The sequence below is a fragment of the Streptomyces sp. NPDC005151 genome (genome assembly GCF_053599875.1).
This window is the reverse complement of record NZ_JBSFYR010000073.1, coordinates 1-17,026: the sequence shown is the minus strand read 5'-3', so window position 1 is coordinate 17,026 and position 17,026 is coordinate 1. Positions and strand designations below refer to the sequence as shown.

Annotated in this window: 7 protein-coding genes; 5 read left to right on the top strand and 2 right to left on the bottom strand. The window is 72.2% G+C overall.

The genetic code is table 11. From position 1 onward, the window contains the following. Positions 1-1,593, bottom strand: coding sequence for an MBL fold metallo-hydrolase (locus ACWD6R_RS29820; protein ID WP_451821529.1), 1,593 nt, complete (start codon positions 1,591-1,593; stop codon positions 1-3). 202 nt (positions 1,594-1,795) lie between these two features. On the opposite strand from ACWD6R_RS29820, the gene ACWD6R_RS29815 reads away from it, so the two are divergent. Both ACWD6R_RS29815 and ACWD6R_RS29810 read left to right on the top strand, forming a co-directional pair. Next, entirely contained in the window at positions 1,796-2,011 is a 216-nt protein-coding gene (locus ACWD6R_RS29815; RefSeq protein WP_451821528.1) for an MbtH family protein, read from the top strand. 82 nt (positions 2,012-2,093) lie between these two features. Then, entirely contained in the window at positions 2,094-3,038 is a 945-nt protein-coding gene (locus tag ACWD6R_RS29810) for a TauD/TfdA family dioxygenase (protein WP_451821527.1), read from the top strand. Between the two features lie 130 nt (positions 3,039-3,168). Here ACWD6R_RS29810 and ACWD6R_RS29805 read toward each other — a convergent pair whose 3' ends face one another. Beyond that, positions 3,169-12,861, bottom strand: coding sequence for an amino acid adenylation domain-containing protein (locus tag ACWD6R_RS29805; protein WP_451821526.1), 9,693 nt, complete (start codon positions 12,859-12,861; stop codon positions 3,169-3,171). 448 nt (positions 12,862-13,309) lie between these two features. Between ACWD6R_RS29805 and ACWD6R_RS29800 the strand changes: the two genes are divergently transcribed. Genes ACWD6R_RS29800 through ACWD6R_RS29790 form a run of 3 tightly spaced genes read left to right on the top strand, consistent with a single transcriptional unit; the run spans position 13,310 to position 16,669 of the window. Then, entirely contained in the window at positions 13,310-14,599 is a 1,290-nt protein-coding gene (locus ACWD6R_RS29800) for a cytochrome P450 (protein WP_451821525.1), read from the top strand. A 1-nt stretch (position 14,600) separates the two neighbouring features. After that, positions 14,601-16,331 carry a fatty acyl-AMP ligase gene (locus tag ACWD6R_RS29795; RefSeq protein WP_451821524.1) on the top strand — a complete coding sequence of 577 codons (1,731 nt, stop codon included), beginning with the start codon at positions 14,601-14,603 and terminating at the stop codon, positions 16,329-16,331. A gap of 38 nt (positions 16,332-16,369) precedes the next feature. Then, the gene (locus ACWD6R_RS29790) at positions 16,370-16,669 is read left to right on the top strand and encodes an acyl carrier protein (protein WP_451821523.1); all 300 of its coding nucleotides are present in this window, start codon (positions 16,370-16,372) and stop codon (positions 16,667-16,669) included. The last annotated feature ends 357 nt before the right edge of the window (positions 16,670-17,026 follow it).

The following is a 17,026-nucleotide window of genomic DNA, read 5'->3' as shown; positions in this document are numbered from 1 at the left end:
CTACCAGCGCCACTCACGCTTGTTGAACAGATGCTCCGCGGCCACGTCGTGCTCCTTGCACCAGGTGAGGAACTCCTCGATCTGCTGGATCTGGAAGGTGTCCGGCGTGTACGTGGTCGCCATGACGTGGCCTTGCCAGCTCTCCTCGCCCATGGCGTACACATACGCCTCGGCGGCGCCGAGCTCGGTCATGATCGCGGCGGCCTGCACGGCGTTCGATCCCGACAGCTTGCGCGAATCGCTCATCTTCTTGGTCACCGGCCGGGTCAGGAGCCCCTGGTAGAGCCAGGTCAGCGGGGCGCCGTCGCACTCCATGCCCAGGAACGCCTTGTCGACCTCGCCCAGGTGCGAGCGGACGTACTCGTACAGCACGGGGTCGATGCCGGAGGAGTCCGCACCGATGAACGCCGACAGCCCGGCCAGCTGCACCACGTACGTCGACTTGGCGCGGATGTCGAGGTCGGAGTGCTCGCCGAGGAACGGCGTGGCCACGACCCGGGCGCCGCCCGGCAGCGGGACCTCGTCGAAGTCGTCCACCTCGATCACCGTGAAGCCCATGGACCTGAGGTAGAGGCCGATCGACGGGTCGCACAGGTTGCCCCGCGACGAGCGGGGGACGACGACCGCGTCGGTGCGTGAGCGCAGTTGCAGCAGGGTCTCCAGCACGATGTGGTCCTGGTGCCCGTGCGTGATCAGCACCAGGTCGATGTGGTCCGGCAGGTCGTCCAGGGTGTACCGGTCGCCGTGGCGGTTGTCCGTGCTGATGAAGGGGTCCACCACGACGGCGGCCTCCGGGCTCTGCAGCACCAGGCACGCGTGTCCGAAGTAGCGGATCCGGCCGCCGTTTTCGATGTGCCGGTCGGGCGCGAGACTGGGCGCGGGGGCGAACAGCCGGTTCAGCTGCGCCGCCGCCGCGTCGTTGAGCTCGAGCGCCTCGCGCAGGCTAGCGGCGGTCGCGCCCTCGACCCGCGCCCTCATCAGCTTGTCCAGACCGGGGTGGTCGAAGGGGATCGGCAGGTCCAGCACGTCGGGTGAGGGCAGTCGAGGGGTGCTGAGGATGAACGGCCGCTCCACGCCGTCGTCGAGGGACAGTTGGACGGACTGGCGACGCCGGTCGAAAGCCTTGCTGTGGTAGAGCAGCGGCTCGATGACGCGCACCGACGCCTGGTTGCTGGTGTCGTAGGCGAGCTCCACCAGCCCGTTGAGCGCCCGCGGCAGCTTCGGGTACAGCGGAGTGAGGTCGAACCCGGTGGCGTTCTGACGCAGCAGCTCGTCCGCCTCGGCCACGGCCGCGGCGAAGGCGAGCATGCCCGCGCGGTCGCGCTTGATGGTGTCCAGCAGTTCGCCGACCTCGGCCGCACGCGACTCCTCGACGTTGACGAAGTAGCCGCCGCGCAGGGCGGGGTTGCTGCTGGCCGCGATGTGCACCTGCGGGGAGTGCAGATACGACTCCAGCAGCGGCACCTGTACGTTCGCGAGGTTCATGGACGCCTGCGCCGGCGCGACAATATGCATCCAGGCATAGAACCTGTCGACCAGAGGTTCGATGATCGCATTCGAGCGGAGAAATACCCGCTTCCGGCTGTCAGACATCTGACCCCTCCCGTAAAGAATTCAAACAGGCCACTAAATCACCACAATCGCATCGGGTACGTCAACGCCGGCCGCTGTTCAACCGGCGCGGCGCTGCGGTTGAACAGCGGCCGAGTTGAACGTTGATGGGCCGCGAGCCCCTGTGCCACAGTAGATCTGCCCACCGCTTCGGCCCTTGTCACCGAGAAGTAAGGACATTTTGGTGCCAAATCCTTTTGAGGATCCCGACGCAAGCTATCTGGTCCTGGTGAACGATGAAGGTCAGCATTCACTGTGGCCCATATTCGTGGATGTGCCCGACGGTTGGAAAACCGTATTCGGAGAGGCGCCGCGGCAGGAGTGCCTCGACTACATCGAGAAATTTTGGACCGACATGCGGCCCAAGAGTCTGATCGAAGCCATGAAAGGCAACAACTAGCAGCAGCTTCGCCCCGCGGCGCTGCTCCTGGGCCGACGGCCCTTGCCGGCCGTCGGCCTGGTCTCGTTTTCTGGAGGATGTGATGGATACCGTCGAGTCGGACCGTGTCTGGCAGCCGCACGAGATCACCAGCGAGGCAGCCGGCACATCAGACCTCGTCAGCTGGCTCGCCACGGTGAGCCCCGACCGGCTGACCGACCTGCTCACCGAGCACCGGGCGCTCGTCTTCCGGGGCTTCGGTGTCGACGCGCCGGGTATCGACCCCGTGCTCGACCGGCTGGTGCCGAACCGGCTGCCGTACGTGCACGGCAACTCGCCGCGCACCCGGGTGCGCGGCAACCTCTACACGTCGACCGAGTACCCGCAGCAGTACACCATTTCCATGCACAACGAGCTCAGTTACGCCCATCGCTGGCCGGCCCGGCTCGCCTTCTACTGCGAGAAGGCCGCGGAGAGCGGAGGTGCGACCTCGGTGGTCGACGGCGGGCGCTGGCTCGCCTCACTCGACGCCGAGGTCCGTGCGGCCTTCGCCGGCGGTATCCGCTACATCCAGAATCTGCATGACGGATACGGGTTCGGAAAGAGCTGGCAGGACACTTTCGAAACCGACGACCGCGCGGCGGTGGAGGCGTTCCTCAAGGACGCCCGGGCCGAATGGGAGTGGGGTCCGGACGGCCTGCGCGTCACCCAGCTCCGCCCGTCCACGACGAAGCACCCGGTCACCGGCGCCGAGGTCTGGTTCAACCAGGCCGACCAATGGCACCCGGCCGGGCTCGGCGACGCGACATCGGCCGAGCTGTACGACATCCTTTCGCCCGACGAGTTCCCGCAGTACGTGACCTTCGCCGACGGCACGCCCATTCCGGACGCGTACGCGGAGCAGATCCGTGACCGCGGACTGGCGGCTGCCGTCGACGTCGACTGGCGGACCGGTGACGTACTGCTCATCGACAATGTCCTGGTCGCGCACGGACGCCGCCCCTTCGAGGGAAGCCGCCGCGTCCTGGTGGCGATGTCCGGCGGTTGAGCGACCCGGTCCGCGCAGGCCCGGTCAGCAGTCCCCCGCGCAGTTACCACCGCAGTCCCCGCCCCGGATTCGGGGCGGGGACTGCGGTGGTAACTGCCGTGGTAGCCGCCGGGGATCAGCCGGACACCTCTCACGACCGCATGGGACGCAGCGCCGGTCTGGTTTGCCCGCCGTGGCCGGCCCGGCCGGCGAGCGCGCGGTCGGCGAGCCAGGCCGCGATGGCGGCCGGTGTGGGCTTGTCGAAGAGTTCGTGGATCGGCAGCTCCTCGCCCAGCACCACCCGCACCCGGCTGACCAGCCGCGTCGCCAGCAGCGAGTGCCCGCCCAGGGCGAAGAAGTCGTCCTCGACGCCGCACCCGGGCAGGCCGAGGACCTCCGCGAACGCCGCGCACAGGATCTCCTCCCGTACGTTCGCCGGTCCGCGGCCCGCTCCCGCGCTCGTGGCGCGCTCCGGCTCCGGCAGGGCGGAACGGTCGAGCTTCCCGCTCCCCGTCAGCGGCAGTTCGCCGAGGACGACGATCCCGGCGGGCAGCATGTGCGGCGGGAGGCTCTCCTCGGCGTGCCGCCGTACCGCCTCGGCCAGCCCGCCGCCGGCGTCACCGCTCTGATCGGCGGGCACGACGTAGGCGACCAGGCGCTTGTCGCCGGGGATGTCCTCGCGGACGACCACCGCGGCCTGCCCGACGGCGGGATGCGCGCCGAGCACCGCCCGGACTTCGCCGGGCTCCACCCGGAACCCGCGGATCTTGACCTGCTCGTCGGTGCGTCCGAGGTACTCCAGGGCCCCCGCGGCGTTCCAGCGCGCGCGGTCCCCTGTGCGGTACATCCGCGCCCCGTTCTCGTACGGGCAGGCCACGAACCGCTCAGCCGTCAGACCGGGGCGCCCCACATAGCCGCGGGCGAGCTGCGCCCCGGCCGCGTACAGCTCCCCGGGCGCGCCGTCGGGCACCGGCTGCAGTGCGTCGTCGAGGACGTACAGCGCCATGTTGGGAACCGGGGTGCCGATCGGCACCGCCCCGCCGGCCACGGCCCCGGCGTCCAGGCGCCCCGTCACGATCCCGATCGTGGTCTCCGTCGGCCCGTAGTGGTTGAGCACCGGCAGGTCGGCCGCCGCGTCGAGCAGCTGCCCGACCCAGCCGGCCGGGGCTGCCTCGCCGCCCAGCACCAGCGTCTTGCGCGGGAGCAGCCAGCTGAGGTCGCCCGAGGCGCCCAGTGCCTCCAGGTGCGAGGGGACCATCTTCACGTAGTCGATCTGATGCCTGGCCAGATATCCCGTGACGGCGAGCGGGTCGGCCACGGCCGCCGTGTCCAGCACGTGCAGCACTCCGCCGGTGGTCAGGCTCGCGAACAGCACCGTGTTGCCCAGGTCCGTCGTCGCCGGCTGGAGCAGCGCGTACCGGGCGCCGGCGGCGCCGAACCCCAGCCGGGGCGGCACGTGGACCACGTAGTTCGCCAGCGCTCCGTGGGTGACCGCGACCCCCTTCGGCCGCCCGGTCGACCCGGAGGTGTAGATCACGTACGCGAGGTGGCCGGGTTCCACGCGGACCTCCGGCGCGGTCGCCGGGTGGGCCGCCAGCGTCGCCGCCACGGCCGGGTCGTCGAGGGCGACGGTGTGCGTCCGGCCCGTCGTCGGCATGTCGTCCAGCACCTCGGCGGTGCCGACCAGCGCCATGGCCCGGCTGCCGGCGATCATCTGGCCGAGCTGGGCCGCGGGATAGGCCGGATCCAGCGGCAGGTAGGCCGCACCGGCCCGCCACACGCCGAGGATCGCGGCCACCATGTCGATGCCGCGCGGCAGGCAGAGCCCCACCACGGTCTCAGGACCGACCCCGAGGCCGCGCAGATGGTGGGCCAGGCGGTTGGCGCGTGCCTCCAGCTCCCGGTAGCCGACCTCGGCCCTGCCGCAGACCACCGCGGTGGCCTCGGGGGTACGCGCCGCCTGCGCGGCGAAGAGCTCCGGCACGGTCAGTTCCGGCACCGTCAGCTCCGTCAGCGTCAGCTCCGTCAGCTCCGTCAGCTCCGGCGCCGCGGTCCGGTTCCCCGTCTGGGCGAGCCGGTGGCGCTCGGCAGGGTCCAGGACGCCGACCGCGGTGAACGGGGTGTCCGGGGCATCGGCCAGCGCGGTGACCAGGTTGTCCAGGCAGGTGTGCAGCAGCGCCAGGATCCGGTCCGGGTCGGCCGAAGCCGGCGCGGCGACGGACATCGCGAACTCGGACCCGACGTCGCGGATGATCAGCGTCACGGGGTAGTTGGTGCGTTCCTGCGCGAAGAGCACCCGGACGCCGTCGAGCCCCGTGCCGGACTCCGTGATCATCCCGCCGTGCTGGAAATTGAGGATGGAGGTGAACAGCGGGCTGCCGCCCGGTACCGCGCTCGCCTTCTGGGCCAGCGCCAAGGGCGCGTGCTCGTGCCCCAGCAGTTCGGCCAGCTGACGGCGCAGCCCGGCCAGCGCCCCGGCCACGCCGTGCCCGTCGACGCCCACCCGCAGGGGCAGGGTGTTGAGGAACAGGCCCGGCGCCCGGTCCGCGCCGGCGCCGGCGTTCATCCGGCCGGTCAGCACCGTGCCGAACACCACGTCGTCGCGGCCCGACACCGCCGCGAGCACCCGCGCCCAGGCCAGGTGGAAGACCGTGGCCGGGCTGACCCCCAGGGTCCTGGACGCCTCGCGCACCCGGCGGGCCAGCGGGCCGTCGACCGGCCGGGCCGCGCGCGCCACGGCGCCGCCGTCGCCGTGCACGTCCAGCAGACCGAACGCGGCGGTGGGCTCGGTGACGTCGCCCAGCAGGGCGGCGAAGTAGCGCTCGTGCTCCTCGGCGGCCGTTCCCAGCCGGGCTTGCGCCACCAGGTTCCGGAAGGGCAGCGGCGCCGGCAGCCGCGCCCCCTGCCCCGACACGAACGCGTGGATCTCCCCGAGGAGCAGCCCCACCGTCGTACGGTCCCCCACCATGTGGTGGATCCGCAGCAGAGCCAGCCGGCGCCCGCCACCGGGCCCGTCACCGGGTCCGTCATCAGGCTCGTCGAGGACATGCGCGCTCAGCAGCGGCGCACGATCCAGCTCGAGCCACGTTCCGCCCGCGGCCAGCAGCTGCTCTACCGCGTCCTGGCCGGGGTCGCGGACGACCCGCTCGACCGGAATCGCGACCCGGCGCCAGACCACCTGTACCGGCTCGCGCAGCCCTTCCGAGATGATCGCGGTGCGGTAGATGTCGTGCCGGTCCACCACCTGCTGCAAGGCCCCGAGGAACCCGTCCAGCCGCTCCCGCGAGTCGAACTCCACCACCACCGACCGCAGGTAGACGTCCGTGTCGCCAGCGGCTCGCGCCAGATGGTGGAAGAGCATGCCCTCCTGCAGCGGCGCCAGCGGGTAGATGTCCGCGACGTTGGCGGCCCCGCCGTCGACCTGGGCCACGATCCGGGCGATCCCGGCCTCGTCCAGGTCGGCGAGCGGCAGCATGTCGGGGGTGAGCTCGGTCGCGCCCTCGGGTATCCGGTTCTCCGGCACCTTCACCTGCTGCGGACCGGCGACCGCGGCGATCCCGGCCGCGGTCGGGGTCAGGAACAGGGCACGCACCGAGACCAGCACCCCGTGCGCCCTGAGGTCCTCCACCAGCGTCACCGCCACCAGCGAATTCCCGCCGAGGGCGAAGAAGTCCTCCTCCGGGCCCACGACATCGAGACCGAGCACCCGCGCGAACGCCTCGCACAGGATCTCCTCCTGTACGTTCTCCGGTCCGCGGCCCGCTCCCGCGCTCGTCGCGCGCTCCGGTTCCGGCAGGGCGGCCCGGTCGAGCTTCCCGCTCACCGTCAGCGGCAGTTCGCCGAGCACGACGACCGCGGCGGGGACCATGTGCTCGGGCAGCCGGCGCGCCAGGTGCTCCCGCACCCGTACGGCGAGGCCGTCCTCCTCCGCCCGGTCGCTCGGTGTCACGTACGCGACCAGGCGCGGCTGTCCTGGCGTGTCCTGCCGGGCGACGACGGCGGCCGCGGCCACCTCGGGATGGGCGGCGAGCTCGGCCTCGATCTCACCGGGCTCGATCCGGAAGCCCCGGATCTTGACCTGGTCGTCCACCCGGCCCGCGAAGTCCAGCCGTCCGTCGGCGCCCCACCGGGCCCGGTCCCCGGTCCGGTACATCCGCTCGCCCGGGCCGTACGGGCACGCCACGAACCGCTCACCGGTCAGGGCCGGCCGGTTCACGTATCCGCGGGCCAGGCCGGCGCCCGCGATGTAGAGCTCGCCCGGCACCCCGACGGGCACCGGCCGGAGCCAGGCGTCCAGGACGTAGACCCGGGCGCCCCCGATGGGCGTGCCGATCGGGACGCGGCCGTCCTCGGCGTCGCGTGCGGTCAGCCGGGTGATGGTGGCTCCGATGGTGGTCTCGGTCGGCCCGTAGTGGTTGTGGACCTCCCGGTCCCCTGCCGCCTCCAGCAGTTCGCGTACCCAGGCGGGCGAGGCGGCCTCACCGCCGAGTACCAGGGAGCGCGCGGGCAGTACGACCTCGGGCCCGGCCTTCGCGGAGAGCGCGGCCAGGTGGGTGGGGACGGCCTTCAGATGGTCGATCCGGTGGGTGGTGAGGTGGGCGGCCACCGCGGCCGGGTCGAGTACGGCGTCGGAGTCCAGGACATGCAGTTCCCCGCCGGTGGCCAGCGAGCAGAACAGCATGGTGTTCCCCAGGTCGGTCACCTGCGGCTGGAGCAGCGCGTACCGGGCGCCCTCGCCGCCGAGGCCGAGCCGTCTCGGCACCGTCGACACGTAGTTCGCCAGGGAGCCGTGGGTCACGGCCACGCCCTTGGGCGTCCCGGTCGAGCCGGAGGTGTAGATGACGTACGCGAGCTGCGCCGGATGTGTTCCGGGGGGCGGCACCGTCGCAAGGGCCGTCGCGGCCGGTGCGGTCAGCTGGTCCACCGGGACGATCCGTACCCGTCCGGCCGGGAGATCGTCGATGGCCTCGTCGGACGCGATGAGGAGGACGGCCCGGCTGTCGGCGAGCATGAACGCGGTCCGCTCGACCGGCTGGCGGGCGTCGATCGGCAGGTAGGCGGCGCCGGCCCGCCAGACGCCCAGGATCGCCGCGATCATCTCGGGGCCCTGGGGCAGGCAGAGCCCGACCACCGACTCCGGCCCGATCCCGGATCCGGTCAGGTACCGCGCCACTGCTTCCGCCCGGGTGCGCAGCTGCGCGTACGTCACCGGCGTGCCCTGGTGGCTTACCGCCACGGCGTCCGGCCGGCCGGCCGCCTGGGCCCAGAACATCTCGGCCACGGTGGTGTCCGGCGGTGTCGTCCCGCTGCCGTTCCACTCCGACAGGACCTGGGCGCGCTCGTCGCGGCCGAGGAGGTCCACCGCGCTCAGCCGGAGCTGCGCCGACTCGGTCACCGCCCGCAGCACCCGCAGCCAGCGCTCGGTGAGCGTGCGCGCGAAACCGGCGTCGAACAGGTCGGCCGAGGCGGTCACCGAGCCGGTCAGGCCCGCCGGGCCCGCGTGCTCGTCGAAGTTCTCGGTGACCATGACGTCGAGGTCGAACTTCACTCCCGGGCGCGCACCCGGCACCGGGGCCGCCTCGACTCCGGGCAGTTCGAGCAGCACGTCGTTGGTGTTCTGCATGGTGAGGACGGTCTGGAAGAGCGGGTTGCGGGCCACGGAGCGCGCCGGGGCGATCTCCTCCACCAGGCGCTCGAACGGGACGTCCTGGTGGGCGAAGGCGCCCAGAGTCGCGTCCCGGACCCTGGTCAGCACCTCGGCGAACGCGGGGTCGCCGGTCAGGTCCGTACGGATCACCACGGTGTTGACGAAGCAGCCGACCAGGTCGTCCAGCGCCTCGTCGCCCCGCCCCGCCACCGCAGAACCGATCGGGATGTCGGTGCCCGCTCCCAGCCGGGACAGCAGCACCGCGAGTGCGGCCTGCAGCACCATGAACACCGTCACGCCCTCGGCCCGGGCCAGCCGCACGATCCGCGCGTGCAGGTCGGCGGGCACGTCGAGCGGGACGTCGTGGCCCCGGTGACTGGCGACCGCGGGGCGCGGCCGGTCGAAGGGAAGGGCGAGCTCCTCGGGCACACCGGACAGCGCGTCCCGCCAGTAGGCGACCTGCGCGGACATCAGGCTGGCCGGGTCGTCGCCGTCGCCGAGCAGCTCGCGCTGCCAGAGCGTGTAGTCGGCGTACTGGACGCGCAGCGGCTGCCACCGCGGCGCGCGTCCGCGGTCGCGTGCCGCGTACGCCGTGGACAGGTCGCGCGCGAGCGGGCCCATCGACCAGCCGTCTCCGGCGATGTGGTGCACCACCACGACCAGCACGTGCTCTTCGGCGCCGAGCGCGAACAGCCAGGTCCTGACGGGCGGCTCCGCGGCCAGGTCGAACGCGTACCCGGCCGCCCGTGCCAGGGCGCCGGCCAACTGCTCGGGCTCCAGCAGTTCCTGACGCGGCTCCCAGTCCATGTCGTCCACGTCGACGACGTGCTGATACGGCCGGCCGTCCGCGACGGGGAACACGGTCCTCAGCGCCTCGTGCCGGTCGAGTACGTCCCGGAAGGCGGCGGCCAGGGCGGCACGGTTCAGCGGGCCGGCCAGGCGCAGGACGATGGGGGCGTTGTAGGTCGTGCCGCGGCCTTCGAGCCGTTCCAGGAACAGCAGCCGCCCCTGCGCGAAGGACGGCGGTACGCGCTCCGGGCGGTCCTTCGGTACGAGCGCGGGCCGTACGTGGGCGGGGCCGGCCGCGGACCGGGACAGGTGTGCGGCCAACCCGGCCGGAGTGGGGATGAGGAACAGGTCCCGCATCTCCAGGTCGGTGCCGAGGGTGGCGCGGATCCGGGAGATCACCCGGGTGGCCAGCAGCGAGTGGCCGCCGAGCTCGAAGAAGCCCTCGTCGGGTCCCACCGTCTCCAGGTCCAGCACCTCGGCGAAGATCCCGCAGAGGATCTCCTCCCGCGGTGTCGCCGTACGGCCCGTCCCCGCCGTCCGCTCGGGAGCCGGCAGCGCCCGCCGGTCGACCTTCCCGTGGTGCGTCAGCGGGAATTCGGGCAGCACGACGATCGCGGCGGGCACCATGTGCTCGGGCAGCCGTCCGGCGAGGAACGCGCGCAGCCGGCCGGGCAGGTCACCGTCGGGCCGCGCCTGCCGGTCGTCGCCTGCGCCGATCACGTACGCGACCAGTTGCCGCTCACCGGACTCGGCCTCGCGGGCCACCGCGACGGCCCGGGCGACCTCGGGGTGCGCGGCGAGCGCCGCCTCGACCTCGGCGGGCTCGATCCGGAACCCGTGGATCTTCAGCTGCTCGTCCGTCCGGCCGACGAACACCAGCCCGGCGTCCGGCGTCCGGCAGACCCGGTCGCCGGTGCGGTACATCCGGTCGCCGGTGCCGCGGGGATCGGCGACGAACCGCTCCACGGTCAGCGCGGGGTTCCCGGTGTACCCGCGGGCCAGGCCCGGCCCGGAAACGTACAGCTCACCCGGCACGCCGGTGGGCACCGGTTCGAGGCAGTCGTCCAGGACGTACACGCGGGTGTTGGCGACGGGCGTCCCGATGCCCGGCGCCGCGCCCGGGCGCAGCGCGTCGGACATGGTGGCGCAGATGGTCGTCTCGGTCGGGCCGTACGCGTTGATCAGGTCGCGGCCCGGCGCCCACCGGTCCACCAGGCCGGGGGTGAGGGCCTCCCCCGCCGACACCAGGGTGCGCACCGATGCCAGGTCCGCGGGATCGAGGGCGGCCAGGACGGCGGGGGGCAGCGTCGCGTGGGTCACGCCGTGCCGTGCCACGACACCGGCCAGGCCCTGGCTCTGGCCCTGGCCCGGCAGCAGTTCGTCGGCCGGAGCCACGACCAGCGCGGCGCCGGTGCACAGCGCCATCAGCATCTCCCAGGTCGCGGCGTCGAACCCGATCGAGGCGAACTGCAGCACCCGGCTGCCGGGGCCGACACCGAGCCGCGCGGCCTGCGTGGCGACCAGGCCGGCCACCCCCGCGTGGGTGAGGGCCACGCCCTTCGGCCGTCCGGTCGACCCCGAGGTAAAGATCAGGTACGCCAGCCCGGTGAGTTCCGGCGACCACGGCAGCCGTTCGGCGGACTGCGCCTCGATCGCCGCCCGTACGCGGGGGTCGTCGACCGCGACGGGAAGCACGCCTCGTACGGGCAGCTCGTCAAGGACGTCGGTGGTGGCGAGGAGCGCCACCGCGTGGCTGTCGGCGAGCATGTACGCCACCCGCTCCAGGGGCTGCCGAGGGTCGATCGGCAGGTATCCGGCGCCCGCCTTCGCGACGGCCAGCAGGGTGGTGACCAGCTCGACGCCCCGGTTCATGACGACCGCAACCACCGACTCGCGGCCCACGCCGAGCCCGGTCAGGTAGTGCGCCAACCGGTTGGCCCGCGCGTCCAGTTCCGCGTACGAGACAAGTGTCCCGTCGGCGATCAGGGCGGGGGCGCCCGGTGTCCGGTCGGCCTGGGCGTGGAACAGGCCGGGGGCGGTCAGCTCCGGTACGGCGAGCGCGGTGGCCTCAGCGCCGGGGGTGGCCGGCTCGGGCACCTCGTCCGCGCCGAAGAGCCGGACCCGGCCCACCGGTTCCTCCGGCGACGCCGTCGCCATCCAGTCGAGCACCCGCAGGAAGCGGCGTACGACGTCGTCGGCCGTCCGCGGCTCGTAGCGGTCGCGGTTGACGTCGACGTCGATCCGGACTCCGGTGCCGGCCGACCGGTCGTAGACGTTGATCTGCTGGTCCTCGGTCGGCCCGTGGGTGAGGTTCCGCACGGTCGTCGTGCCGGTGCCGAACCGCGGCGGATTGCCGTACCCGAGAATGTTGACGTTCAGGTCGCACAGGGCCGGAGCGCCGGCCGGCATCAGCTCCCGCACCAACTCCTCGTAGCGGTAGCGCTGGTGCCGCAGGGCGTGGCCGATCGCCCTGGAGGTCCGCTGGACGACCTCCGCGATCGGCATCCCGGGCGTGATCTCCAGCCGAAGCGGCATGACGTTCGACGTCATGCCGGCGATCCGCTGCTCCCGCCGGCCGGTCCGGCCGAGGACGGGGACGCCCAGGACGACATCCCGGGCTCCGGTGATCCGGTACTGGTACACCGCGGCGGCGGCGACGACCAGCCCGGCGAAGCTGGTCTTCAGACGCCCGGCCGCGGCCCTGAGCCGGGCGGAGTCGTCCGGCGCGAGGTCCGCGGTGCCGCGGGCCGGCGCCCCGGCGTGCAGCCCGCCGCGCCCGGTCAGCTGCTGCGCGTCCGCCAGCGCGTCAAGCCAGAATTCCCGGTCCCGCGCGAAGTCCGGCGACTCGCGGTAGGCCGCTTCCGCCTCGACGAGCACCGAGAACGGCTCCAGCGCGTCCCCGCCGAACTCGCCGCCGGCCGCCAGTGCGGCGTACGCGTCGGCCGCGCGGGCGGCGACCAGCGCGGCACCGTGCCCGTCCAGGATCAGATGGTGCGCACGGTGGTACCACAGCAGGTGGTCCTCGCCGAGGGCGATCACGGCGTGGGCGAACAGGGGGCCGCTCAACGGGTCGACCGGGCGGCGCAGTTCCGCGCGCATCCACGCGTCCGCCGCCGCGCGCGGGTCGGGCTCGGCGCGGACATCGACGACCTGCACGGGGACGTCGGCGGCGTCGTCGACGTCCTGCCGCGGCTCCCCGTCCACCAGGCAGAACCGGAGCCGGTAGGCGTCGACCCCGGCCAGCGCGTCGCGCAGCGCCCGTACGAGCAGGTCCAGGTCCGCGCCGCCGTCGATCTCCACGTACTCGGCGACGTTGTGGACCACGTCGCCGGGCGCGACCTGCTGGGCGTACCAGATGCCCAGCTGGGCGGAGGTGAGCTCCCGCGGCCCGGCCTCAGCGGAGGTCATCGTCCCTCATCACTGACGAGAGCCGAATTCCGCTTTCGGAATCGTCGAATGAAATCGGCACGGGCCGTCCTCTCGGGGGGTGAACGGGACTGCTCAGGACCAGTGGTGAGCTGCCGGACGCTCCTGCGAATTCCGCTGCGGGCGGGCGGTAGACAGGCAGTGCCATATACCGCGTGGCAGCGCCATTTACCGCCTACGGGAAAGAACTACGGTGAACGAGGCTCGGTCGGGCGAGTCCTGAATCCTTGAGGTTGCTATCTTCGCCACGGCCCGCAGGGGCGTCAACCGGCTGTCCTACGGGCCGGGTTGTGCTGTTCAACCGCGCCATCGCCGCGTTTGAACAGGTGCCGGCGACCGAATATCGCCCGGCGCCCGCTCACACTTTCCCAGCCTTTGGAGCTACCGGTACTGTCGCGACCGGCGGACTCGACGGGAGTGGATTCTGATGATGAGCGGAACCGCCAGTGGGACTGAGGAGCCGGTGCTGTCCGCCCGCTCCACGCTGCCGAAGGAGATCGCCGAGCTGACCGATCCCGGCAATCGGCAAAACCCTTATCCGTACCTGGACAATCTCCGCGAGCGCTCCCCTTATAAGCCCTTCGACGGCCTTGTCGTGGTCGGGCGGCATGCCCATGTCTCGGCTGTGCTCCGTGATCCCGCGATGAGCGCGGCACGGGACAGGGCCACGCTCTCGCCCACCCCGCGCGGTCCGCGGACCCGGAACTTCCTGCATCTCGACCCCCCGGAGCACACGCGCTACCGGCGACTGGTGGTCGGCGCCTTCGCGCGCCGGAAGGTGGCGGGCCTGGAACCGCGGATCCGCGAGATCGCGACGGACCTGATCAGGGCCGCCGACGAGCCCGGCAGCCTGGAGGTCGTCGACGGCCTCGCCTATCCCCTCCCGCTGCGCGTCATATGCGAGTTGCTGGGCGTCCCGTTCGAGGACCGAAAGCTTCTGCAGGACTGGTCGGCCAAGCTCTCCGAGGCGCTGGATCCGCCGCTCGGGCCGGCCGCCGCACGGATGACGACGCAGGCGGCGCGAGCGCGGGCCGGATTCGTGACGTACTTCAGGAAGTTGATCCAGGAGCGCCGCGGCTCCCCCCGGGACGACCTCATCTCGCATCTCCTCCAGGTCGAGGAGGACGGGCAGGGACTGGACGAGCACGACATCCTGGCGACCTGCGTGCTGCTGCTCAACGCCGGTCATGAGACGACCGTCAATCTGATCGGCAACGCAGTCCTCGCCCTGCTGCGGCATCCCGAGCAGCTGAGCCGGCTGCGTGCCGATCCCACGCTGGCCGCGGCGGCCGTCGAGGAGGTCCTGCGCTACGACGCGCCCGTGCAGATGACCACCCGGGTCGCGACCCAGCCCACCGTGATCGGCGATGCCGAGGTCCGTCCCGGCGACATGGTGCTGCTCCTGCTGGGGGCCGCCAACCGGGACCCCGACGTGTATCCCGAGCCCGATCGGTTCGACATCGGCCGCTCCCCCGACACCCCCCATCTGTCGTTCTCCGCGGGGCCCCACTTCTGCCTCGGCGCGGGGCTGGCACGGCTGGAGGTGGCCATCGCGCTCGAACTCTTCGCCACGCACTGGGTCCGGCCCCGGCTGCGGCCGGGCGGTGTCAGCTACAAGAGCAACCTGAACCTGCGTGGACCGGATCGCCTCCTGGTCGACGTCGACACCGTCCGGCCCGGTCGTCCGGCCGGCTCCCCGCCCGCCGCGGAAGGACGATGACATGGCCCACGGCCTGACCGATGCCCCGGATCTGGTGACGCTCTTCCGCGAGCACGTGGCGGCCCGGCCGGACGCCGAGGCGGTCGCGTTCGTCGCTGATCCCGCCGACCCCGCCGGCGGACTGGTGCGCTGGTCGTACGCCCGGCTCGACCGGGAGGCCCGCGCTCGCGCGGCCTGGCTGCGTGAGCACCTGCCACCGGGCTCGCGCGTGCTCCTGCTGCACCCCAACGGGCTGGAGTTCGCCGCCGCCCTGTTCGGCTGCCTGTACGCCGGGATGATCGCCGTTCCGGCCCCGCTGCCCGGCGGCCAGCGGCACCAGCGCAGACGGCTCGCCGCGATCGCGCGGGACTCCGGGGCCGCCTGCGCCCTGACCACCGTGTCGGACCTGGCGGAAGTACGGGAGTGGACGGCCGAGCTGGACGGCGCCGCGATCACCGTCGGTGCCGGCGACGCGCCCGCACTGGCCGATCCGGACGGCTGGCGGCCGCTGCCGCTGGACCGGTCGACGACGGCTGTGCTGCAGTACACCTCGGGGTCGACGGGCGATCCCAAGGGGGTGGTCCTCCAGCACGATCACATCCTGTTCAACACCGCCGCGGGCACGGCCGGCCTCGGCTTGCACGGGCGCGCGGGCGGCTGGCTGCCGCTCTACCACGACATGGGGCTCTTCACCCAGCTCCTGTGGCCGCTGCTGCGCGGCGGGAGCACCGTGCTGATGACGCCGACCGCGTTCGTCAGGCGGCCGGTGCACTGGCTGCGGATGATCGACGTCCTCGGCGTCAACTACTCCTTCGCCCCCAACTTCGCCTTCGAGCTGTGCGCGCGCAAGGTCCGCGACGAGGACGCGGCAAGCCTTGACCTCTCCCGCTGGCACCGGGCCGGGTGCGGCTCGGAGCCCGTCGACCCGAGAGTCCTCAGCGCGTTCGCCGAGAAGTTCGCCGTCTCGGGATTCAGCCCGGCAGCCCTGGCCCCCTGCTACGGCATGGCGGAGGCGACCGTGTACATCTCCGGACAGGGCGGCAGGCCGCCGGTGACCCGCCGGGTGGACCTCGACGCGCTGGCGCGCGGCGAGTTCGCGCCCGCCGCCGCGGACCGCACGGCGCGCGAGATCGTCGGCTGCGGTCTGCCGGACGACACGTACGACGTCCGCGTGGTCGATCCGACGTCCAGGCAGGTGCTCCCCGACGGGCGGCTGGGCGAGATCTGGCTGCGCGGCCGGAGCATCTCCCCCGGCTACTGGCAGCGGGACGACAACGCGGAGGTCTTCGACGCCGTCACCGCGGCCGACGACGGCGGATACCTGCGCACCGGTGACCTCGGGGTGCTCAGCGACGGTGAGCTCTACGTGCACGGCCGCCTGAAGGACCTGATCATCGTGCACGGCCGGAACGTCTATCCCCAGGACATCGAACACGAGCTGCGCGCACAGCATCCGGAGCTGGGGAAGATGGGCGTCGTGTTCGCCGGGCCGGAAACCGTCCCCGGCGGCGGCCACGACTCGGCCGTCGTGGTCACGCACGAGGTGACCGGCGTGCCAGCCGACCGGCTGCCCGCTCTGGCGGCCGAGATCCGGCACACGGTGGGGCGCGAGTTCGGCATCAGCGTCGCCACCGTCGCCCTGGTGAAGCCGGGCACCGTCCTGCGGACCACGAGCGGCAAGGTCCGCCGCTCGGCGATGCGGGATCTCTTCCGCCAGGGCGGTCTGGTCTCCCTCCACCAAGACCCGCGTTAGTCCCTTTCGCTCAGTCCCTTTCGCATCGAAGGAGTCCCATGCGCGCCTCCGAGACGGACGACCTCCAGACCGAACTCCGGGAATGGCTCTGCGCCTACCTGGCCGAGGAACTGAGGCTTCCGGTCGGTTCGATCGACCCGGACGAGTCCATGTCCGCCTACGGCCTGGACTCGGTCCGGGCCATCACCCTGCTCGCCGAGGCCGAGGACCGCATCGGCTGCGAGCTCGACCCCAACGCCCTCTGGGAGTTCCCCACCGTGACCTCCTTCGCCACCCTGCTGGCCGACCAAGCGGCCTCCCCCGACCGGAGCCCGCTCGCTGAGCGCCCCACCGCGTAGATCTGCCCTGTCTGTGGCTCGATCGAGGGAGCTTCTAGTACTACAGCCGCACTTCGCGCGGGTCGCCGCCCAACGGCATGCCCGCTTTGAGCCGGCAGGCCAGGATTCTGCCTGGTGAGCGCGGCGCGAAAGAGTCTCAAAGCTGATGACACGTCAGCTTTGAGCATTTTCAACGATGCCGCTGGCCTGCGGGAACGCAGAAGTGCGGCTGTAGTACTAGTAGTCGGGTCGCCCGGGGGAATCTCACCCCCGGGCTCCCACGGAGTGAAGTAGACCGCCGACGAGGTGCCTCCGGCTGAGGTCCTTTTCCGACGGTCCCTTCCCGAACCGGGCGGGCGGCTTTCACCGCACCCGGCT